The organism is Sphingobium sp. WR1 (assembly GCF_059693745.1).
The window spans coordinates 122,130-148,473 of sequence record NZ_JCATID010000005.1; the positions used below are offsets into that span (position 1 = coordinate 122,130).

The window sequence follows — 26,344 nt, forward strand, 5'->3', positions numbered from 1 at the left end:
CGTATTGATAGCGCCATCCTACCCCTCTCCTAATCCGCTGGAATCCAGCGATTCAGCCCTATGAACCTTGAAATCTGTTAGACAGATTATAGAGGAAAATTCTCGATATCCTAGATTATTCGTGAAAACAGCCAATTTTTTGCTTGAAGCTGTCTGACTGATTCTCTTATTGTTAGCGTTACCGACTCCGATGCCGCCAGCGGGCCAATAAGTTGGCGCACTTTATCGGACCGAACAGGGAGAGGACGGATGCACTTCGCGATGGATTTGCACGATAGTCTCGATCAGCAGGAATTCGGACGCGTCGACCGTAGAGGCGCAGAACCGCCCCGCCTGACCCCGACCCAGATGAAGGTGCTGCGCTGCGTCCATTCGGGGCTGCTCAACAAACAGATCGCCTATGAACTGGGCATGGCCGAGGCTACAGTGAAGGTCCATATGACCGCGCTGATGCGCAAGCTCAATGTCCGTAACCGCACCCAGGCGGCCATCGCCGCCCGCAATCTGGGCTGGTTGCGCCCGGCCATGAGCCGCGTGGCGGACTGAACGATCCCTTCATGGGCTGGGAGGATGGCATGACGACCGGTTCCCGTCGCGAGATATTGGGTGGCCTTAGCGCCAGCATGATGCTGACAGGCCTGCACGCACGCGCGGCGACACCGCCGGCACGCAGGATCGGCTATGCGATCGTCGGCCTTGGCTCTTATGCCACGCGCCAGATCATGCCGAACTTCGCCGGGTGCGACCATGCCCGGCTGGTGGCGCTGGTCAGCGGCACACCCGCCAAGCTCGACCGATATGGCACGGAATATGGGATCCCGAAGACCCACCGCTACAGCTATGCCGACTATGACCGCATCCGCGACAATCCGGATATCGATGTGGTCTATGTCGTGCTGCCCAACAGTCTGCATGCCGAATATAGCATCCGCGCCGCCCAGGCCGGCAAGCATGTGATGTGCGAGAAGCCCATGGCGATATCCGTGGCGGAATGCCAGGCGATGATCGCCGCCTGCCGCAAGGCCGGCACGAAACTGATGATCGGCTATCGGTCGCGTTTCGAACCCTATAATCGGCTGGCGATCGATCTCGCGCGCAATGGCCATGTCGGGCCGACGCGGCTCATCACCGCCGATCACGGCTTTCCGATCAGGCCGGATCAGTGGCGGCTGGACCGGCCCCTGTCGGGTGGCGGATCGATGATGGACATCGGCATCTACAGCCTGAACGCCGCGCGCTATCTGACCGGGGAGGAACCGGTGGAGGTGAGCGCAGTCGACTCCACCGACCGGTCCGATCCGCGCTTCCGCACCGTGGAGGACCGGATCAGCTTCCTGCTGCGCTTTCCGTCCGGCATCATCGCCAATTGCATTTCCAGCTACAGTTCATCCCATAATGCGTATCGCGTCAGCGGCACACAGGGCTGGATCGATATGGAACCGGCGACACCCTATTCCGGCCAGACGATGACAATCCGCAAGGATGGCGTGACCGCGCCCCGCACGCTGCCCGCACCGGCGAAGAACCAGTTTGCCGGGCAGCTCGATCATATGGCCGAATGCATCATCGGCGGTGCGACGCCGATCGTGGCGGGTGAGGAAGGGCTGGCCGACCTGCGCGTGATAGAGGCGATCTATCAATCCGCCGCCGAGGGACGAAGCGTCAGGATCAACGCATGATCGCACGACGCACCGTGCTGGCAGGCCTGGCGAGTCTGCCGGTCGCGGCCATGGCTGCGCCGGCTCCCGCCCCGGCCGGTTTCATCCAACGCCTGGCGCCCGGCCTGGACGCGATCCTTCCGCCGTCCGCCAAGGTGGAATTTCTGGCGGAGGGATTCCGCTGGGCCGAAGGGCCGGTGTGGGCGCCGCAGGGCGATTATCTGCTGTTCAGCGATCCGCCCGCCAATATCGTCTATCGCTGGCGCCGGGGCGAAGGCGCCACGCCCTTCCTGTCGCCGTCCGGCGTTCAGGGTGAAATCCCGGCGGGGGTGCGGGAGGCGGGCCTCAACGGCCTGACCATCGACAAGGACGGCGCATTGGTCGCCGCGGACAGTGGCACGCGCGCGATCGTGCGCATCGACCTTCAGACCCGTAAGCGCACTATCCTGGCCGACCGGTTCGAGGGCCAGCGATTCCACAGTCCCAACGACCTGTGCATCGCGCCATCGGGCATGATCTATTTCACCGATCCGCCCTATGGCTTCACCGACGGTGATCAGTCCATCCTGCGCGAGTTGCCGCAGAACGGCCTTTATATGCTCGCTCCGGACGGCAAGGTGACGTTGCTGGACGGCAGCCATCACCGCCCCAACGGCGTGGCGATCGCGCCGGACGGGCGGACCCTGTATCTCGCCCTGTCGGACGAGAAACGGCCCGAAGTGCGAGCCTATACGATAGGCAGGGATGGGCGGCCGACCGGGCAGCGCCTGTTCCACGACTTCCGCCCCGAACTGGCGCAGAGCCAGCCGGGCCTGCCCGACGGGATCAAGGTTGGCCCCGGCGGCCATGTCTTCGCCACCGGGCCGGGCGGCGTCCATATATTGACGCCGGAGGGTGAAGCGCTGGGCCTGGTGGGCACCGGCAAGGCGGTCGCCAATATCTGTTTCGGCCAAGGCGGTGCCAGCCTGTTCCTGACATCGTCGGACAGGCTGGCGATGGTGCCGCTCTTGTCCTAGAGCCTGTTCCGATTAAATTGAATCGGAACAGGCTATATTTTTTGTTTTCAATGATTTAGCTACAATGGCCTTCGGCTCCGAGTCGTCAGATGTTCCATCTGACTTGAAATCGCTTTAGCGATAGCGGCCCATCGTCACCTTGATCCACACCGGCTGGTCGATCGGGTTCAGGCCATAATCGGTCTGATCGCCATTCCAGATGCGGTCCATAACCCAGGCGCCCTTATCGAAATGCCCTTCCTCGACCCGGACGACCATGCCGCCCGGCGCGCTGCCCGACTTGGGATCGAAGGAGACGCGGACATGGTCGCCGGTGAAGAGAAATTCATAGGCCGATAGCTGCGCAACCACCATGCCGCCGGTCGGCGCAGCCGTCCAGGCCGGCAGGTCCGTCTTGGGGAACCATGCGCGCTGGCCGAACTGCTAGTGACCGAAGCTGGCGATGATGGTCCAGTCGCCCATGGTCGTGCTGACCGGCGCGCCGTCATCCGGCTCGGCCGCGCCCCAGACGGGGTGGTCGAAGGCGATCTTCGCCCAGGGCGCCGCCGCCACGATCCGATATTTGGCGGCAAAGGCGTCCAGCGTCGCGTCGTCGAAACCCTTGGCACCCAGCGGGTTATAATAGCCGGTTCCACCCATGCCGAAGGGCGCAAAGCCGATCACGCCGCGGCCCAGCGCCGCCCAGAAATAGCGCGCATATTCAGCGGCATTGCCGATTTCCGGCATCATCAGCGCATTGTCCGCCCGGGTGTAGAGGTCGACATGCTTGAAGACATTGCGGCTCGCCCGGTCGTAAATGTCCGGCGCGGCCAGATCGAGCGAAGGCGCCGCCGCGCCACGCGCGAGGGGCTGCCGGTGAAAGACTATTTCGTCTGGAGCCTGATGGACAATTTCGAGTGGGAGGACGGCTATACCAAGCTGTTCGGTATCCACCATATGGACTTCAAGACCCAGAAGCGCCCCCAAGCTGTCCGCCGACTGGTATCGCGAGCTCGTGCGCAGCAACAAGCTGGTATGAATATGATCCTGGAGAATGGGATAGCTGCGCGGATGCAATCGACGTCTTGCCCGTTTCGCTTCCATCTCGGATAAGGCGGCAAAACCAAGGACCAGGGTGAGCGATCGCATCGTACACTGTTGGGTGAGTTGATCGGCGAAGAGCCGATCCGCAAATGCGCTGGCGAACTCGCTGTGAGGGCCATGAATCAGCTTACGATACAGTCTGCTACTCTGCAGAAAATGAATCTCTCCCATCTCGCCTCTCCTTCGCATGAACTGGGATGGAAAGGTCTAAATCTATGTCGATCAGGCCGCCGCTAGATCGTAAGCGATGTCCTCAGCCCACGTCGATTCAGCAGATGCGCCATATTGTGAAAATCGAGACCTATGCTTTCAGACAGGATAACCTCAACCATTGCATAGGGTGCCTCATTCTCGACAGTTCCGGGCCGTTTTCATTATAGATGAAACGTCAAATGGAGTTACCAATCGACTGAGGAGAGCAAAGCAAGGCAGTGAAGCCTCACCCGAACCGATGAAGGTCCCAGATATGCGGATAGCATCGAGAACGGACGTCGATGGCGCTTACTGATCTGGCTCTCTTGCTCCCCTGATTTTGGCGTGCGTCATGCTTCCGCTTCGGCGGGGATGCCAAACCATCACTTCACTGTTGTCTTCGATCAGGACGAGGAGGAATATCATGTCCAAGCATATCGTGATTATCGGTTCCGGCTTTGCGGGAATGATGGCAGCCTTAGGCGCATCTCGCCTGCGTCATGAAAAGGGCGTCTCGCCGGACGATTTGATGATCACTATAGTCTCGCCAGAGCCGGAGTTGGTCATCCGCCCGCGTCTCTATGAACGCAATCCTGAACAGATGGTCGCGCCTCTCACCGAATTGTTCGGCGCGACCGACATCAACTATTACAAAGGCACCGTCGAGACAATCGACAGCACTGCGTCGACGATTGCGATCCTCGCGAGCGATGGCACGTCGACTAGCCTGAACTATGATCGACTGGTCCTTGCCGCTGGCAGCGACGGCTTTGCTCCTCCGATCCCTGGTCTCGCCGAGTTCGGCTTTGCCGCGACGCAACTGGCCGAAGCGGTAGCGCTCGATCGCCATTTGCACTCGCTGGCGGAGAAGCCGGCGTCGATCGCGCGCAACACAGTCGTCGTCGGTGGTGCCGGCTTCACGGGGCTGGAATTCGCGACCGAGATACCGGGGCGTCTGCGCGAGATACTGGGCGAGGATGCCGATATCCGCGTCATCATCGTCGACCGGTCCGAGCATGTCGCGCCGGCGATGGGCGCGGAGCCACGGCCTTTTATCGAGGAGCGGCTGCGTGCGCTGGGCGTGGAAACGCGATTGAATGTCGGCATCGCGTCACTCGATGACAGCAGCGTGACCCTGGCCAATGGCGAGCAGATCGAAACCTCGACTGTGATCTGGTCCGGCGGCATGCGCGCCTCGCCGCTGACCGCGCAATTGCCCGCCGAGCGCGACAATCTGGGCCGCGTCATCGTGGAGCCTGATCTGCGCGTGCCGGGTCCGGGCAATATCTTCGCGACGGGTGACACCGCCAAGGCGCAGACCGATACGGCGGGGAATTATGCGGCCATGTCGTGTCAACATGCCCGCCGTCTGGGCGCCTTTGCCGGACACAACGCCGCCGCGGATCTGCTGGGAGAGGCGACTCTTCCCTACGATCAGCCCGTCTATGTGACCTGTCTCGATCTTGGCCCCGACAATGCCGTCTTCACGCGCGGATGGGATTCCAAGCTGGAGATCAGCGGCGCACAGGCCAAGGCCGTCAAGAAGGAGATCAACGAGGTCTGGATCTATCCTCCGGCGGCTGAACGTGCGGCGGCTTATGAGAATGTGCTCGCCGCCCGCACAGTCGATTTTTAGGCGCTGACGGCTGAGGCGAAGCCCTGACAGCGGGGAAGATGTCCCCGCTGTCGTTACCTTCGGATCGGGGGGACAGGATCGAACTCGTTGATGAAAGGAACAGTCCGATGCTTCTCGAAAATCAGGAGCTATTGCATAGCGAGGACTTTGCAAACGAATTGGCCTGCGATTTCCGATTTTGTCCGGATCATCCTACCAACCTGGTCCAACCGGACTCGGCTTCGTTGACTGCGTTGGAACAAAGCGTCGTTGCGATTTCGCTGTTCGATCATCCTTCCAGCATCGAGCCACCTTGCGCGCTCATCCGGTTCCTCGGCTGGATATGTGGCAGTTCTCCCCCAAACCAACTCGCGGACGACCGGCTGGAGGCATTGCGGCGCTATTGCATTCTGGTGCGCGTGGAACGTGGTGTGCTGAGTGACCAGGAATTTGCCAAGGTACGCACGGTCGGCTTTTCAGATTCGGCTTTGCAGGAAGCGAGCGAATTGGTTGCGCTCGGCCAGAGGCGTTGATGGCTAGGCACCTGCGCGGGTCGCCACCGGCTGGGATTTCGTTATCCCGCCTTGCCCGCTTCCTTGCGGTTGGGATGTTGGGCGGAGGCATTCTAGTCGCGATCTTTCTCTGGTTTCGGCAACTTCTGGGCGATGCGCATTTTGCCGCCATGCCGATACCAATATTGCCTGTCGTCATTGCGTCGCGGCTGACAACGATCGCGGATCGGCAGCGCCGGTAGAAGCGGTCATATTCATCCTCATACTCTGGACGATGTCCCCAATAATGCTCTCAGCGAAAACGCCGCCCATGATATGTCGGGCCGACCGTGCAGCACGATGAGTGCTGCGCCGAGTCCGGTATCGGCCATAATATTCACAATTAAAATTATGGAAATTTATCTATATTACCTCAATAAATCTGATATATTATCAGCAATTAAAGTTAATATTGATTTATTGCACGATTTTTTATTGAAATTTATAGCTTATACTTTTGTATGGTTCACACGATACTTTAATACCAATGGACTGAATGCGCCACTCGACCTAGTCTCGTTTACGCCATGTTTGAGGCGTCATTCAGGAGGATCGAGACATGAAACAAGACACCTTCTCCATCCTACGGGGATCGGAGGTCCAAGATCTCGTGCCGTCGCGTTACGCGCTGCGGGTGGGCGAGATCGAAGTGCTTGTCATCAGCGACGGTGTTCTGCCGCTGCCGTTCGCCACCTTGGCGACCAATAGCGACCCGGCCGAGCTGGCCGCCTGGCTGGACAACATGCGGCAACCACCCGAAACTTTTAAATGGCCGCTCAACGTGGTCGTGATCCGTAGCGGCGGCCGGACGATACTCGTCGATGCCGGGATCGGGGCCGAGTTCCCGGCGGACTTGCCGCAGTCTGCGGGGCTGCTGGCCCGACGCCTGGACGCCGCTGGCATCGACCTCGAAGCAGTGACTGACGTGGTGATCACCCACATGCATGTGGATCATGTCGGTGGGCTGCTCGCCGACAGGCTGGGCGGCCGGTTGCGCCCCGACGTGCCGATTCATTTGGCTGCCGCAGAGCTTGCCTTCTGGGAATCCCCCGATTTCTCGCGCAACAGCTTTTCCGGGATGTCGGAGGTGCTGGCGGCGACCGCCAAGCGGTTCGCCGACGAGTATCGTGACCAGATGCGACTGTTCGAGGACAAATACGAGGTGGCGCCGGGCGTCGTGGTGCGGCGCACCGGCGGCCACACGCCGGGGCACAGCGTGGTCCAGTTGGCCTCCGGCGGCGACCGGATGACGTTCCTCGGTGATGCCGTATTCCAGGACCATTTCGACCGCCCCGACTGGTATAATGCGTTTGACCACGACCCCGAGGACGCGGTTCGCGTCCGGATCAACCTCCTGCGGGAGCTGGCGGCGAGCCGCGAACTGATCGTGGCCGCTCACGTCACCTTCCCCTACTGTCGGGTGGCCATCGCCGGCGACGTTTTCCGCCTGGTGCCAGCCTATTGGGAGTTCTGACCGAATTGAGGTTCAGCAGAGTGAACGACTGCGCAAAACAGATTGCGCGCCGCCTGCTGACACGCCGCCCGAGAACGACCCTCGCCTCCCCCCACGTTCTCGGGCGGCGACCACCCCCTTTTCAAGGAGAGGGAGTATGCAGACCTATCGAGATTCACGACTTTGCGCGCGTCTCCGTCCATCCCGACCATTGGTTGAGGGGATCGTCGCGGGGTGGTGCAACGCATTTCGCTTGTGGCTAGCTAGCCGCCTCCGCGCGATAACCAACGCCGTTGAGGAAAATATCGACGGCGGACATAGTCAACGCGCTCCGTTCTTTGGCCTTTGGCGGAGACCTTATGCCCAGGACGACCTGAAGGTGCACGTTGCCGCGGATCATGCCCACGAAATGATCCGCTGCGGTAAGGCTGTCGCAGGCGCCAATCTCGCCGCGCGTCTGAGCGGCTGCGAGGACGTCGGCGAGCGTCCGGCTCGCAAGACCCGGCCCCAGCTCGTAGAATTGCCGCACAAGGTCCGGAAAGCGGGCATGTTCGGTCACTGCGATGCGATAGACGCCGAGCAGCGCGGGCGACATGTAGATGTCGATCAATTGCAGTCCGAAGTTGAGGAGCATGTCCCTCAGTTCCTGACCTTCCGGATTGTCGATGCTCAACGTTTTGAGCGCTCGGCCGGCCTGATCGGAAACGATCGCGGCGAACAATCCCTCCTTGTTACCGAACTCGCTGTAGATGTTGCGCTTCGATCCGCCCGTGCGCTCGATGATGTCGTCGATCCGAGTGGCGGCATAGCCTTGTTCAAAGAATATGACCGCCGCGGCCGCCAGAAGCGCATCGCGCCCGACTTTCGACCGGTTTCCGCTCGTCACCTCAGACACGCGGGATTCTCCTTCTTCTGCATTCAACGTCATTGACTGGTAATAATCAGTACCGTAATAGTCAATGGTAACGCATATTACCGGAGTGATCATGGCGAGCATGACAAAAAGGAAAAAGGCCGGCCTGCTGTTGATCTTCGTCGCAGTGGCGATCGGAGTTGCCGGTTGGGCGTGGGCGGCGGCTGAAGAGGCCGCAGCGACCGACAACGCCTATGTGCGTGGCGACGTCACGTCGCTGGCGCCCAAGGTCGCGGGCTATATCGTCGCGGTCGAAGTGCGCGATAACCAGGCTGTCAGGGCCGGCGATATTCTCTTCCGCATCGACGACCGCGACTATCGCGCCAAGCTCGCGCAGGCCGAGGCCAACGTACAAGCGGCGCACGCACGTCTGGCGAGCAGCGCCGAGGATATTCGATTGCAGCATATATTGGTGCGGCAGGCGGCGGCGCAGCGGCGCGCGTCGTCGGCAGATCTTGTGCTCGCGCGCAAGACCAGCGACCGCCGGGAGGCGTTGGTCGACGGTGGCGCGGTCAGCCAGGCGCAGGTCGATGAAAGCGACACTGGCCAGACGCGTGCGCAGGCCGGGTTGGCGGCATCGAACGCAACGCTTGATGCTCAGCGCCAGCGGATCGACCTGCTCGGCACGCACCACGAGGCGGCGGTCGCGGCGGTCGCGCAGGCAGAGGCAGCGCGCGATCTCGCGCAGATCGATCTGGAGAATACGATCGTCCGGGCGCCAATCGCAGGTGTGGTCGGCAATCGCCAGATCCGCGTCGGTCGGCTGGTCGCGCCGGGCGCACCGTTGCTGGACATCGTGCCGGTCGGCGACCTCTATGTCGTCGCCAATTTCAAGGAAACCCAGCTTGAACATATCCGGCCCGGGCAGGCGGTGCGGATACGCGTCGATGGCTATCCCGGCGTCGCGCTCGACGGCTTCGTCGACAGCCTCGCGCCGGGCAGCGGGTCCGCGTTCGCACTGATCCCGGCCGACAATGCGACGGGCAATTTCGTCCGTGTCGTCCAGCGCGTGCCGGTGAAGATCCGACTGCGCGGAAATCCGCTTGCCGGGCGGCTCGTCCCGGGCCTCTCGGCGCGGGTCGAGGTGATGCGCGGTAGCCGGTCATGACCGCCGCTGCTGTCTCCGAGGCGGCGCCCGCCGAGGCCACGACCGGCTGGTTGCTCGTCGCCGGCATCGTGCTTGCGAGCCTCACCGAGGCGGTTGCGAGCACCATATTGTCGCTCGGCCGCGCCGATATCATCGGCGATACCCACGCGACACCTGACGAGTTCGCCTTGCTCGACGTCGGCTATACCGCGCTCAAGCTCATCGGTTTCGCGTTGGCGCCCTGGTTGCTGACGCGGATCGATCCGCGGCAAGTGCTGCTGGCCGCGACTTTGGTCATGGGCGCGGCGTGCGCCGCGGCCGCCGTGACGGCTGACCTCGACCTGCTGATCATGCTTCGCCTCGTTCAGGGACTGGCAGGCGCCACATTGCTTGTCAGCGGGCAGGCGATCCTGTTCTGGAACTTCCCGGCGGCGCGCCAGCCGATCCTGCAGGCGATATTCGCAATGGGCGCGACCGTCGCGCCCGCGACCGTCGCGCCCTTGCTCGAGGGATGGCTGATCGACGCGCGGGACTGGACCTCGATATTCTTCTGGGTCCTGCCCTTGTCACTCGCAGGCGCGGGCCTGCTCATGATGGCCGCTCCGACCCCGGCGCGGCCGGCGCCGCCGCGCCCGCTCGACGGAATGAGCCTGCTCGCGTTCGCCGCCGCCATGCTTTGCGCAACCTATGTGCTGATGCAGGGGAGCCGCTGGGACTGGTTCGAAGCAAGCCGGATCGGCTGGCTGACCGCCATCGCCGTGATCGGCCTCATCATCCTCGCCATTCGGCAATTCCGGGCGCGGTCAGATGCCCTGCTCGACCTTTCGACGTTCCGGACCGAGGATTTCGCCTTCGCCTTCTTCGTCAGCTTCGTGGCGGGCGCCGCGCTGTTCGGCAGCGCCTTCCTGATCCCCGGCTTCGCGGTTTCGGTGCTCGGCTTCACCCCGACCGAGGCCGGCGCGTTGCTGCTGCCGAGCGGTGCCTGCTTTCTCGCGACGCTGCTGTTCGCCGCTTACATGATGCAGGCTCGCGGATTGCCGCCGGTCGCGACGGTCCCCTTCGGCATCCTGTCGATCATGATCGCGATGTGGATGCTCTCGGGCTCCAATGCCGAAAGCGGCAGCGCGGACATGATGCCAGCGGTGCTGCTGCGCGGTTTCGGGCTCGGCTTTCTCTTCCTGTCGATCAACTTGATCGCGTTCAGCAAATTGCCCGCCGCGAGCGTCGCCTTCGGCATCGGCATCTTCAATATCGGGCGCCAGCTTGGCGGGCTGATCGGCGTTGCGGCGCTCCAGACCTCCATCGATCATGGCGTCGTCCACAATCAGACGATTTTGGGCGCCGCGATCAACGCGGGATCGCCCGCGCTCGCCGAACGGATCGCAGCGACGACCAACCTGCTCGTCGCGCGCGGCGTCGAGGCGGGGGCCGCGGCAAAGACCGCCACGGCGATGGTTGGTCGCGCCGTCGGTGGGCAGGGGGCGGTGATCGCCTTCGACACTGCGTTCAACCTCGTCGCCTTGCTCTTCGTCTTCGGCGCACCCTGCATCGTCGCGTTCAAGATCCTGCTCGCCAAGACGATGGGCAAGCACAAACCCGTTCCAGCAGAGGCAAGTTCATGACACAGCCCCGATATTTCGCCTTCGCCGCTGCGCTTGCAGCGTTCTGCCTCGCAGGCTGCACGACGGTCGGTCCGGATTATATGCGGCCCGAAGTCACGGTCGGCGAGGCATGGATCGGCCAGGTCAGCAGTGAGGCGGTCGATGGCGCGTGGTGGCGCAGCTTCAACGATCCCTTGCTGACCGAACTGGTCGATGCAACGATCGCGGGCAACAAGGATCTCGAGGAAGCCGGTGCCCGGCTGCGCGAGGCGCGCGCCAATCGCGACGCGGTTGTCGGTCGGGAGTTGCCGCAGGCGAGCGTATCCGCAAGCGCAACCGAAAACCGCCTCAGCGAGAACGGCCTTTTGCCGGTCGGGAAGGTGCCTGGGCTCGGCCGCAATCTGTCGATCTACGACATGGGGTTCGACGCCTCGTGGGAAATCGACCTGTGGGGCAGCACGCGACGCGCCATCGAAAGCGCCGAGGCGCGCGTAGAAGTGGCCGAAGAAGGACGTCGCGCGGTCGTCATGCAGGCCATCGCCGAGGTTGTGCGATCCTATGTCGACCTTCGGACGGCGCAGGCGCTCAAGGCCAGCGCCGCCGTCGATGCGCGAGCGCAGTCCGATATCGCTCGGCTGATCGCCGATCGCCTGCGCGTCGGACTTGCATCGCGCGTCGAGCTGGTGCGTGCCGAAACGCTGGCGCGGGGGACTGCCGCCGCGATCCCCGCTTATGACAGCGATGCGGCCGCAGCGGCCTTCCGTATCGCGCTATTGGTGGGACAACCGCCGGAGGTGCTGCACGCGCGACTGCGCGACCCCGGCCTGCTTCCGGCCGTCGATGCCGAAATCGCCGTCGGGCTGCGATCGGACCTGTTGCGGCGGCGGCCCGACATCCGGCAGGCCGAGCGCGACCTCGCTGCCTCGACGGCAGAGGTCGGTGTGGCGACGGCAGAGCTTTTTCCGCGTTTTTCGCTGCTCGGCGGGATCGGGCTAGAGGCTCAGACACTGGGCGATCTTTTTTCCGGCAACAGCTTTCGCTTCCAGGTCGGGCCGTCATTGCACTGGCCGATCTTTTCAGGTGGTCGCATCCGCGCGCAGATCCGCGCAGCCGATGCGCGCGCCGACGCAGCCACGGCGCGATACGAACGCGCGGTGCTGAGCGCACTTGCCGACAGCGAAACGACGATCAATCGTTATGCAGCAGCGGGTTTCGTGCAGGAGGAGCGTCAAGCGGCGCACGCCGCCGCCGCTGAGGCGGTCGAACTGATGCGGCGGCGCTATGCGGCGGGTGAGGAAGATTTGACCGCACTGCTCCAGGCGCAGGTCGCTTATACCGCAGCCGACCGGATGCTGATCCAGGCACGGGCGGCACGACTCCAGCAACTCGCGGCGCTCTACAAGGCACTCGGCGGCGGGTGGGAAGCAGTCGAAACTACCGTGTCCTGATCCCATGCCTCTGCAGGCCATCTCTGGGGAAAGCGGCAAGAGTCGCGTCGTTGCGCGTCGGGCGGCGCAGCGCCGCCGCATCCTGGCGGTTGCGCGGCGCCATTTTTTGACGTGTGGACATGCCGCTACGTCGATGTCGGCCATTGCGGCGGAAGTCGGCGGCTCGAAGGCCACGCTGTGGGGGCATTTTGGGTCCAAGGACGATCTGTTTGACGCTTTTGTCGACAACGAGACTGCGACATTCCACGTTGAAACCTTTGCGGTCCTCGGCCATCCAGGCGAAGCATTCGCAATTCTCGGCTCCTTCATCGAGGCCTTTATCGCGTCGATGTCGACGCCAGCCGCCTTGAAACTCCAACGTCAGGTGGCTGGTGCGACCGGACGCGCGGCGGCTGGACAAATGCTTTACGATCGATTGATCAGCGCCGCCGAAACGACGCTTGCCGGCTTTTTCATATCGCACATGGCGGACGGAACGCTTCGTCGCGGCGATCCTCGTCGAACCGCTGAACTCGTCATCACGCTTTGCCTCGGCTCGGATCAGCAGAGGCTGTTCTGGGCGATCGAGCCGCCAGGCGCCCGGACCACGGTGCGCGCGCAAACCGCGCTCGATCTTCTCAAAGAAATGCTGCGCCCGGACGGAGGTAAGCGGTTCGCGGCCGATGGAGAAAGGAAATGAGTCGCAACTCGGCTTCCTTGCGCGCAGAAGGCAAAGCTCTCATGATGAAGATACAGGCCCATCAATCGGCGAATTGATACGAATCTGGGGGAATTGCGCCTCGAACTGTGAGAAATCCAACCTTCCTAATCCTTCGTATAATTACAATGCCGTGCCTTGTAAGCGACAGTGGCATAGACTGTCGAAGTCTATGAAAGAGAGTTCAAGCGCGTGGCCAAGATTCCGCTCGTCGCGATTGTCGATGATGACGAAGAAATTAGCGAAGCGCTTTGCGAGTTGCTGATGTCGACCGGGCTCACGTGCCGTTGCTTCGGCAGCGCATCTGCCTTTCTGGCGACCTATCCCGCAAGCGGCTTTGACGCCTTGGTCACCGATATCCGAATGCCCGGGATGAGTGGAATCGACCTGCTTGATCGGCTTCGCACGATCGATCCGGCGTTTCCCACGATTGTCCTGACATCAGTCAGCAACGAGCGTGATCGCAATCGAGCGTTCGAACTTGGCATCATGGCATGGCTGATGAAACCGGTTACCGACGATGTCTTGCTGGGTCATCTGCAGTCCGCTTTGGCGGGAGGGGACTATCTTTGGCCAGAGGAATATTGGGATGAGCGATAAGGCGCCGGACGGCGCCTCTCCAATGGCCTCCACTGCTTCGTGCGAGCCTGACATCGCAGACCTTGTGTCGGAAAGTGTCATCATCTTCGACACGACGGGCTCCATCCAATATTGGAACCCCGCATCGGAAGTGCTCTACGGCTGGCCGGCCCTTGCAATGCTCGGTCAAGATATCAGGAATCTGTCAGAACCTACCGCCGGCGGAAACGAGCATTGGCGCCTGCTAATGCTGGAAGGTGTTTGGCAAGGAACGGTCATCCGGCGGACATCCTCGGGAGCGACAGTCATTGCTGACGTTCGGCAGTATGTTCGATTCGATGGGGAGGGCAGTCCGCGCGACATCGTTGAGTATGGGCGGCGGTCGTCAAAGGATGGTTCGGAAGATGGCGCCGACTGGCACATGCCAGACCGATTGATGGCGGCGAGTTGGGAGTTGGACATCGCGGGCGCATTGCGCTGGATCACCGAGATCGAGGTCTTGCGTAGCGCCGGCTTGACCGCGGATCAAGAGCGACTCACGATGCTCGCACACGAGATAGTGCAGGCAACGCGGATTATCGATGTCAATGAACGTGCTGCACGGCTGGTCGGGGGCAATCGTGGGCGAGAGACGATGATCGGTCAATCGATCGCAGTTTTCTGGCCGATCGAGGCCCGCTCGGCACTGGCCGAACTCATCGCTCAAGCCGTGGCCGGCGGAACGGCCGACAGGACTTACCGGCGCCAGCTTCCATCGGACGGAATTTTGCGTGACCCGCTTTTGACGGTTTGGTTGCCAGAGGCCGGTGGGCGTCCCAATAGAGTATTTGCCGCAGCTAATGGCACAGCCGATGACGATCGATCCTATCTTTATCTGCGTGCGAGCGAGGCGCGCTACCGCAAGCTTGTCTATTATATGCCGGTCGCGCTGTGGCAGGTCGATGCGAGCCATATGCGAAATATTTACGCCGACCTTTATGCGAAGGGTGTTCGTGACTTCGATGCCTATCTCGACGAACATCCCGAGTTAATCCGGCTCAGCGCCGACACGGTTCCGGTCACGGATGTCAATCGCAGCGCAGTTGAACTATTCGGCGGTGCGACAATATACGATCTTATGCGGCCGGTGGGTTACTTGTTCACCGAGACGCCCGATGCGCTGCGTCGCGTAATGGTTGGCCGCTTCAATAACGAGCAGAATTATAGCGAACTGATCAAAGTTCGTTCGCTCGATGGACGGCTTCTCGATGTGCATTTCTCGGTTACCTATCCAAAGCTGCGGGCCGAACTCGACGTAACCATCTTCAGCATGACCGATGTGACGGAGAGGCTGAAAATGGAATCCGACCTGCGCCAGATCCAGGCTGATTTTGCGCATGCCGCGCGCGTCGCCACGCTCGGTGAAATGACAACCTCGATCGCGCATGAGGTTAACCAGCCACTCGCCGCGATCACGACCAATGCGGAGACGAGCCTGCGCTGGTTGTCGCGAAAAGAACCAAATATTGAAAAGGCAAAGGAGTTGACGGTGCGGATCGTTGCAAGCGCGCGCCGCGCGGGCGATATCGTTCAGCGCGTTCGCGAGATGGCAGTGAAGCACGCCCCCCAACCCGTTCCGCTTCCTCTCAACGAGGTTGTTGAGGAAAGCCTGCTCTTCGTTCGCCACGAGATCGAGATCCGTAATATTCGGGTAGCCGCTTCCTATGCGCGGAGGCTTCCGCCCATCATCGGCGACCGCGTCCAACTCCAACAGGTCGTGGTGAACCTGTTGATGAATGCGGTGCAGGCGATCGAAGGCCGGGGCGATGGCGAGATAATGGTGTCGACCGAAATCGATGGAGCCGGCGCTCTTGTCTTCAGCTTGCGCGACAACGGTCCGGGTATTCCGACCGATAATCTGGGCCGCATCTTTGATGGATTTTTCACGACCAAGGATCAGGGCATGGGTATCGGCCTTGCGATATGCCAGTCTATCGTAGCGGCGCATGGGGGGACATTGTCGGTATCCAATCGGCCGGAGGGAGGCGCGGAATTTCGCGTTGTCTTGCCGCGCTCGGAAGTCCAGAATGAGGCTGACGGAGACGGCCCGCGGCAAGATCTACACTCCGAGCATTGACGGGATATCCCAGTGGCTCGCGCTGCGGAATAACTTTATCGGGCAGAGTCTCCCCTCTTGATGGCAAAGCTTCATAGGCGCCAGACGGATGTCAGGCACCCGGCGTCCAGTCGCAATAGCCAAGGGCCTACGGGCGGCCAATCTGCCGGATCGGAATAGTTGATGCCGGTAGGGGGAGGTTGCATGAATCTTCGGCAACCGCCCCCTACCGACCCTCGAAGAATTGCTCGCGAGCCCGATCATCCAGCTTGTGATGAAGAGGGCTAACGTCGTTGCGGATGATGTAGGGCGGGTGATCGATGAGACTTGGGCGCATCACGCGAACGGGACGGCTGCCTATTGCTGCGCCCGTAACAATATATTCGATCGACCCAGGCAGCTGTACAAATGTCAAGAAATTCCCAGCCCTGAGACCGTGATTTCCGTTGTCGTAGCGCTTATCGGCGGTAGACAATTTTAACATGGATCTATATGGGTTGTGTTATGAAAGCGCTATCCCGCGATACGCCCGCATCTCCGACTGACGACGGTCGCGCCGTTGTCAGCCTATATGGAGCGGCTGTCGAATACGCCCTTCATTGCCTTCTCTGGCTGGTGCCCCAGCGAGACACGCCAGCCAGCAGTCGTGATCTCGCCGAGTTGACGGGAGTCTCGCCGGCATTGGTCGCAAAGCTGCTGCCCAAGCTCGAAAAGGCCGGCCTGCTTTCGGCCCAAACTGGCGTCGCCGGCGGTTATCGATTGGCCAGATCTGCTGATACGATCACCGTTCTCGACGTCGTTGACGCGGTCGACGGCGGAAAACGGCTGTTCGACTGTAAGGAGGTGCGGTTGAGATGCCCCTTGTTTGGCGATGATCCGCCAGCCTGGGCGAGCCGCGGTTTTTGCTCAATCCATGCCGTCATGCTGCGTGCCGAGAAGAACATGCGCAAGGAGATGGCGGAGACTACGCTTCTGGATATCGCGAACGCAGTGGGGCGCAAGGCGCCTCCGACGTTCAGTGCCGAGTTTGGGCAATGGCTTGACGATCGCACGGCGGACAGAGAGCGGACTCGTATTGCCGCGATCAGGGATGGTGCCAAGCGGCGATCACAGGGGAGTTGAACAATGACGCATTCAGACCTTGGCTCATCACTGCTTAACGCGCAGCGGGATTTCCCCACACAAGGTCAGGCGTCTCCACCTGCCAAGTCGACGGACTCGGCTATTGAGAAAGACACGTCCTGTATCATCGAGGAGGCTCAGCCGCGCGTGATCGTGATCGACGACGACGACGATGTCCGCCACGCGATCTGCGACCTCCTGGCCTCGGTCAACATCGACGTAGCGGGATACGCCTCTCCTCGAGATCTCTCGGGCACTGACATCCTTGAGCGACCGGGCTGCATCATTCTCGACGTCCGTATGCCGGGCTTGAATGGCCTGGACTTCCAAGCGCAACTTTCCGCCGATGGAATCTCGGCTTCAATTATCTTCCTGACAGGGCACGGCGACATCCCCATGACCGTTCAGGCGATGAAGGCTGGTGCGGTGGAATTTCTGACCAAGCCGTTCCGGGACCAGACGCTGTTGGACGCAGTGAACAGGGCTATCGCAGCGGATCGTGAACAGCGAGACGCCGCCGTGCTCACCAACCGCAATGTCGCACTCTACAGCTCTCTTACGCCACGCGAACGACAGGTCATGCACGCAGTGGTGGCGGGCGCCCTCAACAAGCAGATCGCGTATGAACTGGGGATCACCGAGATCACCGTGAAGCTTCATCGCAGCAGCGTCATGAAGAAGATGAACGCGCAATTCGTAGCGAACCTGGTACATGCGTGGCAGACACTCCCGCCACAATTCCGTTGCGCGCCAGAAATTCGTGGCGGCTAAGTCCAGAAATTTCAACATCTTCGCGTCTCCCTGGAGGTCATGAAGCTGCCCGAAGGCAAACGCGGCTTCGTTCTCTTGCCGCGTTGTTGGGTCGTCGAACGGTCATTTACATGGGCAACCCGCAGTCGTGAGCGGAAAGCGGACCATCGGCACCTGGCGGTCAAAAATTGGCGGCTGAGCGTCTTGGAAGGGTCCGACGCTGCGCAAAAACATCGATGGCGAGTTCCATCGCGCGAGCTTGATCCCGAGAGCATCGTCATGGATTTTTGCTGCGCGAAGAGAGCAGCCCCGACTCCAGCATTGTTCATTTCGATTGCAGCGGAATGGTTATACGCAGCCTTGGTCGATCCCGCCCATGGGACTGGAATCCAGTTTTGGTGACAAAGTTATACGCCAGACCGTCTAGTCATAAGCAGGCTTGGCGCGTTATGCGATTGCCATGACCAAGCCGACCGATGACCAACTCGCCACGCTGGGCTCCGCGTTCGAAACCTTTACGCGTCGGTATAAGCTCGCCGAAGCGATCAGCGGGGAAAAGCCGCTGAACGAACTTGACAAGCAAACGCTTTTCTATGTGGCACAACATCCTGCCTGCGGGCCAAGCGACGTGGCGCGGTTTGTGGGTACGCCCAATACAACGATTTCATCGGCTACCGACCGTCTGGTCAAGCGTGGCTTTCTCAAGCGCGCCCGGGTTGAAGAGGATCGCCGGGCCGTCGCATTGGAACTTACCGACGAGGGCCAGGCTTATGTTATGGTCCAGCGTAAAATGTACCGGAACCTGTATCGGCTGATGCTGGACCGGTTGCTGCCCCAGGAGCGTGATCAGTTCATCGCCATGATCTCGAAAATCGTATATAACGATGATTGAATAATACGAATTTCGTTTTATCTTAATGGCAGCGAACTGTCGCGCACATGCGTCGAACGAGGAGCATGCCCCATGTCGATAACGGTCAACGGCCAGGATTTTCCGCTGCCAGGAGATGCCCGGGTCTCTCTGCTTGATATGTTGCGCGAGCAACTGCACCTGACCGGCACCAAGGTCGGCTGCAATCAGGGGGCTTGCGGAGCCTGCACTGTCCTGCTCGATGGGAAACGTGTCCTGTCCTGTCTCACTCTGGCGGCGCAGGCGGACGGGCGATCCGTCACGACGATCGAGGGGCTGGGCACTCCCGAGGCGCTGAATCCCCTGCAAGCCGCCTTCATCACGCATGACGGCTTCCAGTGTGGCTATTGCACGCCGGGTCAGATCTGTGCGGCTACAGCCATGCTGGAAGAAGTCGCCGCCGGCATGCCGAGCTATGTCACCGCCGATCTCGCGGCGGACCATATCACTCTATCGCGGGGCGAAGTGCAGGAACGGATGAGCGGCAATCTGTGCCGCTGTGGCGCCCATAACGGGATCATAGACGCGATTCTTGAAGTTGCCGGTCTCGAAGCTGCGGGGGAACATCGGCCATGAACCCTGTCACCTATGCTCGCGCTGCGTCGGTTTCCGACGCCGTGCATATGGGCCGCGTTGAAGGTGCTCGCCTGCTTGGCGGGGGCACCAATCTGGTCGACTTGATGCGTAAGGGAGTGGAAACGCCGTCGCGGCTGGTTGACGTGACGGCCTTGTCAGAGAGGATCAATCAGTCGGACGACGGTGGCCTCGTCATCGCCGCAGCCGCGCGCAACAGCGCGGTCGCGGCGCATCCGCAGGTGCGTTCCCACTATCCCATGCTGTCGCGCGCCATTCTGGCCGGTGCATCGGCCCAAGTCCGCAATATGGCGACCATGGGTGGCAACCTGATGCAGCGAACCCGGTGCATGTATTTCAACGATGTGGCCGGCGCGCGCTGCAACAAACGGGTGCCGGGCAGCGGGTGCGACGCGATCGGCGGCTTCAACCGCTATCATGCGATTTTGGGCGGTTCGGCCACCTGCATCGCCACTCATCCATCGGATATGTGCGTTGCGCTCGCCGCGCTTGATGCCCAGGTGCATATCGCGGGTCCAGGTGGCGAGCGTGTCGTCCCGCTGGTCGCGTTCCATCGCCTGCCCGATGAGCGGCCCGATATCGAAACCATGCTCGATCCGGCGGAGATCATTGTTGCGATCGCGCTTCCGCCGTCCCCATTTGCGGCCCGCTCCGCCTATCGCAAGGTGCGCGACCGGGCGAGCTATGCCTTTGCCCTTGTCTCGATCGCGGCGGGGTTGATCATGCGCGATGGCAGGATCGACGATATCCGTGTCGCGTTCGGCGGCATCGCGCCCAAGCCATGGCGCGCGAGCCGGATCGAGGAGGCGCTGCGCGGCGCGCGCCTGTCCCTGCCCGAGATTGAGGCAGCGTTCGAGGCGGAATTTGCCGAGGCCGCGCTGCTGCCTGGCAATGGTTTCAAGCGCGGACTGGCTAAGCGAACCCTGCGGGCCATGCTCGTCGAACTCGCTGGAGACGCCCAATGACCAAGATCCAGAATGCCGTGATCGGCTCGGTCAGGACCGTCATCGGCTGGGTGCCAGCAGGCTGGCTGCCGGGCGGCACTCCCGACCCGCTCATCGAACGCAGAGCCGCGATCGGGCGGCAGGCATCGCGGCTCGACGGACCGCTCAAAGTCACTGGCGAGGCGCAGTTCGCCGCCGAAGTGACGGCGGAGAATCTCTCCTATGCAGCGCTGGTTCATAGTCCGATCACACGCGGCAGGATCGCGCGGCTGAACACCGCCGCGGCAGAGGCTGCAGCCGGCGTGATTCTGATCGTGACGCACCGGAACATGCCGCGCCTGGGCACGCTTCCCCTGATCGGGATAAGCGACATGTCGGCTGTCGGGAACAGCAATCTGCCGATCCTGCAGGACGCGCAGGTCCATTATAACGGCCAGATCGTCGCGGCGGTGATCGCGCAGACGCAGGAGCAGGCTGACCATGCCGCATCGCTGATCGCCATCGACTATACGGCGGAACCGGCGAAGACCGTGTTCGAGGATGCCAAGGCCGATGCCCGGACCCCCGCTTCGGTCCTGTTCGAGAAGAACCATGTCTCGATCGGCAATGCCGAGCGTGAACTGGTGCGGTCGGTCCATAAGGTAGACAATCTGTATCGCACGCCGTCGCACAATCACAATGCGATTGAACTCCACACGGTCACCGCCATATGGGAAGGCGACTCCCTGCTGGTGCACGATACGACGCAGATGGTCGCGCCCAGTGCCACCGCGATAGCCAAGCTTTTTGGCCTCAAGAAGGAGCAGGTTCGCGTCCTCTCGCCCTTGGTCGGTGGCGGCTTTGGCGGCAAGGGCATGTGGGATCACCAAATCGTCGCGATTGCCGTAGCGCGGATGGTCGGTCGGCCGGTCCGGCTGACGCTCAGTCGCGAGGGCGTCTACCGCATCATCGGCGGCCGGACTCCATCCGAACAACGCGTCGCCATCGGCGCGGACGCAGCGGGCAAGTTCACCGCACTGATCCATAGCGGTTATTCGGTGATGCCACCTTATGGCGCTTGCCCGGAGCAGTATACGCTTGGGTCACGCGCGCTCTATGACGCAAAGAGCTGCGAGTTCCTCCAGCGTCATGTCGATCTCGACATCGTGCCCAACACCTTCATGCGCGCGCCGGGCGAAGCGATCGGCACCTTCGCGATCGAGAGCGCGGTCGATGAGCTGGCGCATGATATGAGAATCGACCCGCTCGATCTGCGGTTGCGCAACATCGCAGATCGGCATCCGGTTTCCGGCACGCCCTTTTCCCAACATGCCCTGGCACAGGCCTTCACCGATGGCGCCAAGCGGTTCGGCTGGGACCGGCGAGATGGGGAACCGGGATCGCAGCGTGAGGGCGAATGGCGGATCGGCATGGGTTGCGCGACGGGCAGCTTCCCGTATGCGCGCATGCCGGGTGCCAATGTCCGCATCACGCTGCGGAGCGACGGGTCGGCAATCATCGCCTGTTCCGCGCAGGAAATGGGGATGGGCACGGCCACGGTGCAGGTGCAGCATGCGGCCGACCGGCTGGGGCTTCCGCTCGAGGCCATCAGTTTCGAGCTGGGCGATTCGGACCTACCCGCAGCACCCATGGCGGGCGGATCGTCCCAGACGGCGTCAGTCGCCGGGGCGATTATCGCGGCTTCGGACAAGCTGATCGAGGAACTGCTGCGTCTGGCCGGCAACGCCAGCCCTCTGGCCGGTCTACGCGCGGGCGAAGTTCATCTGATCAACGAAGGCATAGCGAGCATCGCCGATCCGATCCGATGTGAGAGTTTCCGGTCGATCCTCGATCGCGCCGCGCGCGGAGAGGTTACGGTGACGGCCGCAGGCAGCGTGCCGCTCGAAATGTTCAAATTCGCGATGCACAGCACGTCCGCCATCTTCTGCGAACTGCGCGTCAGCGACGTGACCGGAGAGGTGCGCGTCGATCGGCTGCTCGGCTCCTTCGATTGCGGCACGATCCTTAATCCCAAAACGGCAGCTAGCCAGTTTCGGGGCGGCATGATCATGGGCCTCGGGCTGGCCCTTACGGAAGAGACATTGTTCGATGAGCGCAGCGGCAGGGTCATGAATGCATCGCTCGCCGATTATCATATTCCCACCCATTTGGACGTGCCGCAGATCGATGTGATGTGGACCGGCATCCCCGATCCCCGGTCGCCGCTGGGCGCACGCGGCATCGGGGAGATCGGTATCACCGGGGTCGGCGCGGCGGTGGCGAACGCCGTGTTCAATGCAACCGGCAAGCGCGTGCGCGACCTACCGATCACGCTGGACAAGCTTTTGCCGGATTGAAGGGGAGAGCCGTGACTGCCTTCCTCTAAGGCTCCATGTCAGTCCGGAGGGCGCAGGCACCCGCTTGCCGCGCCGCGCCTCATCATCGCCACTGGAGCAATCCCCATTTTCCATCTGATTTCGCATTACCATCCATCCTCGTCGCCACGCGCTTTCTCCGGCCTCTGCCCTGGGCGCTTCCTCGACGATGCGCTCGACGACCCGCGCGACCGGCTCGATGACTTGACCGCCGTGCGCCTCTTCCACTTCGCGACGGTCTTCTAGTTGACGCCATAGCGCTTCGCCAAGACCCTCAGGCTCTCTTGACTATGGACCGCCGCTGTCGTGCGGGCGCTCCCATGAAAAATCTGGCCCATTCCATTCCTGGCTCAATAATGCACCATCAAATACCGGGACTAACACCTAAGGTGGGCGACTCGAGCGACAAACTTCGCAACGTGAAGGCATCTCAACAAACGTTTGCGTTAACATGGTGAGCTATCGGCATTTGAGGGTCTCGGCGAGTTAATTCATCGCACACCAGCGCTTGTTCGTCGCATTGTCATTGAACGCAACTCTACAGCAGAGCTCAATCTGCTTGAGTTGGTTTAGCGGTAAATCAAACTCATGAGGCGCACCGCTATTCTTGCTCGGTAACGACGATAATTTAGTTGGGAGAGAGATATGAGGCAGTGGTGGATTCTGGCCGCATTGGGTGCTGGCTGCTCAATACCTTCCTTGGCCGCCGCGCAGGGCGCGGCCGCCGAAGTCCTTCAAAACCCGTCGACAGGCGCTGCAACGGACACTCTGAGCACGGCGCGCGGCAACTCCGACGCAAGCTCTGCGGATATCGTCGTTACTGGCATTCGGGCCAGCCTCAGTTCCTCCGCGCAGACTAAGCGTGACGCCAACCAGATCGTGGATTCGATCAGCGCCGTCGAAGTCGGCAAATTCCCCGACGCGAACATCGCGGAATCGCTTCAGCGCATCACCGGCGTTGCCATTGACCGTTCGGGCGGTGAAGGCCAGTTCATCACCGTTCGCGGCCTCGGCCCCGAATTCAACACCGTCCTCGTCAATGGCCGCGTCATGGCGACGGACAATACGGGGCGCGAATTTTCGTTCGACGTCCTTTCGTCCAACATGATCCAGCGTACCGACATCTACAAGTCACCGGTGCCCGAACTGCAGGAAGGCGGTATCGGCGCGACGGTGAACATCGTCACTGCCCGTCCGCTCGAAGGACGCGACGGTCTTCATGCGACGGCGCAGCTTGGCGCCATCTACGACACGCTGCGGGAAAAGGCATCGCCCGATTTCGCTGCGAACGTGTCGTGGACCAATCCGGACAAGACGTTGGGCATAGTGCTGGCGGGCTCCTATACCAAGCGCAAGAGCCAAGCCGACACCATCGCGATCGACGGCTGGATCAATGGACGGCCCGATATCGTCCAGAACGTGAACGGCGTGCCGACGCTCATCACAGGCTCTGATCCTCGCTATCCGGTGTCGGGCAACGTCAACGTGCCCCAGAGCCTCTACTATCAGCGCGCGCAGGAGGAGCGCGAGCGCATCAACCTATCGGGTACGGTGCAATATCGCCCGTCCGATACGCTTGAAATCACGATCGACGGCATTTATTCAAAGTTCAACGTCCGCGGCGTCGTCCGCAAAATGGATAACTTCATGGCGGCACCCTATTATCAGCCGACCTTCGATGAAAACGGCACCATGACCAGCCTCAGCATGCTGGGTGCCGACTTCCTGGCGCAGAACCCGCAATTCGCGGCGGAATATGGTCCGCTGCTCACCAACAATGGGATAAATGCCAAGATCGATCATGTCTACAACACCACCAACCGCCTGTCCGACAGCTATCAGATCGGCGGTAACATCAAGTGGAACCCCACAGACGATATCCAAGTCATGTTCGACGCGTCGATGACGGGAGCGAACCGCAAGTCGCCCAACCAGTATCTCGTGATCGGCGGCCTGCTGCCCTACACCTATCAGTTCAATCTGAACGACGGCGGCGACCTGCCCACCGTCACCTATGACAATGGCATCATCAACGATCCCAATTTCCAGCGCCTTCACTATATGGGGATCGACAATAACCGCTCGCGCGATCGCGGGTCGGAATTCCATCTCGACACCAAATGGGACATCCAGGATTCGATCCTGAAGTCGGTCAAGATCGGCCTGTCCTATACCCAGCGGCGCAAGATCAACCGCTCCTTCAACAACAGCGATTCCAGCTGCACCTATTGCGGCTATCAGGTGCCGATCGCATCGGGCCTGTTGGAGCCCTATGATTGGAGCAACCTGCTCGGCGGCGATCGCAACATTCCGCCGACCGTGTTCCAGTTCGACCCCGAAGCCTTCCTTGCCTATCTCAACGATCCCGCGACGCTGTCCATCCCGTCGAACGGCCGTACGCCCGCACAACAGGCTGCATTTGCACAGGCGGCGCTGGCGCTGGACGGGGGCCCCTTCGGTGTCCGCGAACAGCTGCGAGGCACGGTCAACGTCCGCGAACGGCTCACGGCGGGCTATATCAGTATGGAGTTTGGCGGATCGGCCTGGAACGGCAATGTTGGCGTGCGCGTCATCAAGACCGATGTTCTCTCCTCCGGCTTCGACACTCCTGTTACCAGCATCACCGCCACGCCGGGCGACGACACGCTACAATATACCTATGGCCCCGCGACCGCGATCGCGGTGCGCAACAGCTATGTCAATGCGCTGCCATCGGCGAACATCAAATATAATCTCACCGACAATCTGATCGCGCGCGCCGCCTTCTCTCAGTCGATCACCCGCCCGACGCTGACTGACCTTGGCGTCAACAACAACTTCGGCGGCCGTATTTCCATTCCGACTTCCTCTGGCGGCAATCCCAACCTGCGGCCGTTCCGGTCGACCAACTATGACCTCGCGCTTGAATGGTATATCTCGCGTGTCAGCTATCTCAGCATCGGCGGCTTCTACAAAGACCTGTCCGACTTTCTCGAACTCCAGACGCTGCCCGTTCAGCAGTTCGGTCGCACCTTCCAGGACACCCGCACCCGCAATGGCCAGACGGGCACGATCAAGGGCGTGGAAATCGGCGGCCAATATTCGTTCGATGCACTGGGCGGTTTTGCATCGGGTTTCGGCGTCACGGGCAACTACACCTATGTGTCGAGTTCGGCCAAGCGCGACCAGACGCTGGAGGATTACGGATGCGGCTATAACGGCCTGTCACCCCACTCGGCGAACGGTAGCCTCTTCTTCGAAAAATATGGCTTGTCTGCACGCGTGTCCTACAACTGGCGCTCCGATTATCTTCGCAACTGCCGCGACAGCCAGTCACGTCCGCGCAACCGATCGTCCTATGGCCAGCTGGACTTCAACCTTTCCTATGACCTGACGTCCAATTTCCAGGTCTATGTTCAGGGCGTCAACGTCACTAACGAATATGTGGACGAATGGTCGGCGGTGAAGAGCCGCTTCCTGCTGCTCCAGGATACAGGCGCCCGCTATAATTTTGGTGTACGCGCCAAATTCTAGCTCTGGCGGAACAGGTCCGGTCCGCTGTCTGCTGCAGAATCCAGCGGCAGCGGATCGGGGTTACCTATCGGCGCTGGCACCTTGATGAGACATGCGTGAAGATCAACGAAAGATGGTCTATCTCCGGCGCTGTGAACCGCCCCGGGTTTGCCGGAGGCTATTTGGTTTA

At 61.2% G+C, this 26,344-nt stretch carries 20 protein-coding genes and 3 pseudogenes; 21 read left to right on the forward strand and 2 right to left on the reverse strand.

Translation table 11 applies throughout. The annotated features are described in order from the left end of the window. Positions 1–249: 249 nt before the first annotated feature. The 3 genes from AC58EF_RS08585 to AC58EF_RS08595 are packed head-to-tail and all read left to right on the forward strand — an operon-like array spanning position 250 to position 2,674. Entirely contained in the window at positions 250–546 is a 297-nt protein-coding gene (locus AC58EF_RS08585) for a response regulator transcription factor (protein WP_497275615.1), read from the forward strand. Between the two features lie 29 nt (positions 547–575). Beyond that, a complete protein-coding gene (locus AC58EF_RS08590; RefSeq protein WP_497275617.1) occupies positions 576–1,679 on the forward strand; it encodes a Gfo/Idh/MocA family protein in 1,104 nt (367 codons plus the stop codon). Beyond that, positions 1,676–2,674: an SMP-30/gluconolactonase/LRE family protein gene (locus AC58EF_RS08595; RefSeq protein WP_497275618.1), complete on the forward strand. Its 999-nt coding sequence runs from the start codon at positions 1,676–1,678 to the stop codon at positions 2,672–2,674. Before AC58EF_RS08590 ends, AC58EF_RS08595 begins: the two co-directional genes overlap by 4 nt. 114 nt (positions 2,675–2,788) lie before the next feature. Here the strand turns inward: AC58EF_RS08595 and AC58EF_RS08600 are convergent. Next, positions 2,789–3,508 (reverse strand): annotated as a pseudogene (locus tag AC58EF_RS08600) (DUF5597 domain-containing protein); the annotation flags it as partial. On the opposite strand from AC58EF_RS08600, the pseudogene AC58EF_RS08605 reads away from it, so the two are divergent. From AC58EF_RS08605 to AC58EF_RS08620, 4 genes and pseudogenes are all read left to right on the forward strand, one after another. After that, a pseudogene (locus tag AC58EF_RS08605) lies at positions 3,503–3,692 on the forward strand (family 1 glycosylhydrolase); the annotation flags it as partial. The pseudogenes AC58EF_RS08600 and AC58EF_RS08605 sit on opposite strands and share 6 nt — an antisense overlap. A gap of 681 nt (positions 3,693–4,373) precedes the next feature. Further along, the gene (locus AC58EF_RS08610) at positions 4,374–5,585 is read left to right on the forward strand and encodes an NAD(P)/FAD-dependent oxidoreductase (protein ID WP_497275619.1); all 1,212 of its coding nucleotides are present in this window, start codon (positions 4,374–4,376) and stop codon (positions 5,583–5,585) included. 107 nt (positions 5,586–5,692) lie between these two features. Next, entirely contained in the window at positions 5,693–6,097 is a 405-nt protein-coding gene (locus tag AC58EF_RS08615) for a hypothetical protein (protein WP_497275621.1), read from the forward strand. A gap of 577 nt (positions 6,098–6,674) precedes the next feature. Further along, a complete protein-coding gene (locus tag AC58EF_RS08620) occupies positions 6,675–7,589 on the forward strand; it encodes an MBL fold metallo-hydrolase (protein WP_497275622.1) in 915 nt (304 codons plus the stop codon). 238 nt (positions 7,590–7,827) lie between these two features. Here AC58EF_RS08620 and AC58EF_RS08625 read toward each other — a convergent pair whose 3' ends face one another. Beyond that, positions 7,828–8,565: a TetR/AcrR family transcriptional regulator C-terminal domain-containing protein gene (locus tag AC58EF_RS08625; RefSeq protein ID WP_497275624.1), complete on the reverse strand. Its 738-nt coding sequence runs from the start codon at positions 8,563–8,565 to the stop codon at positions 7,828–7,830. On the opposite strand from AC58EF_RS08625, the gene AC58EF_RS08630 reads away from it, so the two are divergent. From AC58EF_RS08630 to AC58EF_RS08695, 14 genes and pseudogenes are all read left to right on the forward strand, one after another. Beyond that, on the forward strand, positions 8,564–9,589 hold the full coding sequence (locus tag AC58EF_RS08630; RefSeq protein WP_497275625.1) for an HlyD family secretion protein: 1,026 nt from the start codon (positions 8,564–8,566) through the stop codon (positions 9,587–9,589). The genes AC58EF_RS08625 and AC58EF_RS08630 overlap by 2 nt on opposite strands. Continuing rightward, a complete protein-coding gene (locus AC58EF_RS08635; protein WP_497275627.1) occupies positions 9,586–11,190 on the forward strand; it encodes an MFS transporter in 1,605 nt (534 codons plus the stop codon). Before AC58EF_RS08630 ends, AC58EF_RS08635 begins: the two co-directional genes overlap by 4 nt. Next, complete coding sequence (locus AC58EF_RS08640; protein ID WP_497275629.1) at positions 11,187–12,617, forward strand: efflux transporter outer membrane subunit; 1,431 nt, start codon at positions 11,187–11,189, stop codon at positions 12,615–12,617. The genes AC58EF_RS08635 and AC58EF_RS08640 overlap by 4 nt, the downstream gene beginning before the upstream one ends. 4 nt (positions 12,618–12,621) lie before the next feature. Then, on the forward strand, positions 12,622–13,296 hold the full coding sequence (locus tag AC58EF_RS08645) for a TetR/AcrR family transcriptional regulator (protein ID WP_497275631.1): 675 nt from the start codon (positions 12,622–12,624) through the stop codon (positions 13,294–13,296). 210 nt (positions 13,297–13,506) lie between these two features. Beyond that, positions 13,507–13,914: a response regulator transcription factor gene (locus AC58EF_RS08650; RefSeq protein WP_497275633.1), complete on the forward strand. Its 408-nt coding sequence runs from the start codon at positions 13,507–13,509 to the stop codon at positions 13,912–13,914. Continuing rightward, complete coding sequence (locus AC58EF_RS08655) at positions 13,904–16,009, forward strand: ATP-binding protein (protein WP_497275635.1); 2,106 nt, start codon at positions 13,904–13,906, stop codon at positions 16,007–16,009. Before AC58EF_RS08650 ends, AC58EF_RS08655 begins: the two co-directional genes overlap by 11 nt. A 483-nt stretch (positions 16,010–16,492) precedes the next feature. Beyond that, on the forward strand, positions 16,493–17,110 hold the full coding sequence (locus AC58EF_RS08660) for an RrF2 family transcriptional regulator (protein ID WP_497275637.1): 618 nt from the start codon (positions 16,493–16,495) through the stop codon (positions 17,108–17,110). A gap of 3 nt (positions 17,111–17,113) precedes the next feature. Beyond that, on the forward strand, positions 17,114–17,881 hold the full coding sequence (locus AC58EF_RS08665; RefSeq protein WP_497275639.1) for a response regulator transcription factor: 768 nt from the start codon (positions 17,114–17,116) through the stop codon (positions 17,879–17,881). A 24-nt stretch (positions 17,882–17,905) separates the two neighbouring features. Then, positions 17,906–18,040: pseudogene (locus tag AC58EF_RS08670) on the forward strand (IS5/IS1182 family transposase); the annotation flags it as partial. A 280-nt stretch (positions 18,041–18,320) separates the two neighbouring features. Further along, on the forward strand, positions 18,321–18,752 hold the full coding sequence (locus AC58EF_RS08675) for a MarR family winged helix-turn-helix transcriptional regulator (RefSeq protein WP_497275640.1): 432 nt from the start codon (positions 18,321–18,323) through the stop codon (positions 18,750–18,752). A 72-nt stretch (positions 18,753–18,824) separates the two neighbouring features. Beyond that, positions 18,825–19,346: a 2Fe-2S iron-sulfur cluster-binding protein gene (locus AC58EF_RS08680; protein WP_497275642.1), complete on the forward strand. Its 522-nt coding sequence runs from the start codon at positions 18,825–18,827 to the stop codon at positions 19,344–19,346. Further along, positions 19,343–20,329 (forward strand): FAD binding domain-containing protein, encoded by a 987-nt coding sequence (locus AC58EF_RS08685; protein ID WP_497275644.1) that lies wholly within the window; start codon positions 19,343–19,345, stop codon positions 20,327–20,329. Before AC58EF_RS08680 ends, AC58EF_RS08685 begins: the two co-directional genes overlap by 4 nt. Beyond that, positions 20,326–22,644 (forward strand): xanthine dehydrogenase family protein molybdopterin-binding subunit, encoded by a 2,319-nt coding sequence (locus AC58EF_RS08690; RefSeq protein ID WP_497275645.1) that lies wholly within the window; start codon positions 20,326–20,328, stop codon positions 22,642–22,644. Before AC58EF_RS08685 ends, AC58EF_RS08690 begins: the two co-directional genes overlap by 4 nt. A gap of 663 nt (positions 22,645–23,307) precedes the next feature. Then, the gene (locus AC58EF_RS08695; protein WP_497275647.1) at positions 23,308–26,175 is read left to right on the forward strand and encodes a TonB-dependent receptor; all 2,868 of its coding nucleotides are present in this window, start codon (positions 23,308–23,310) and stop codon (positions 26,173–26,175) included. The last annotated feature ends 169 nt before the right edge of the window (positions 26,176–26,344 follow it).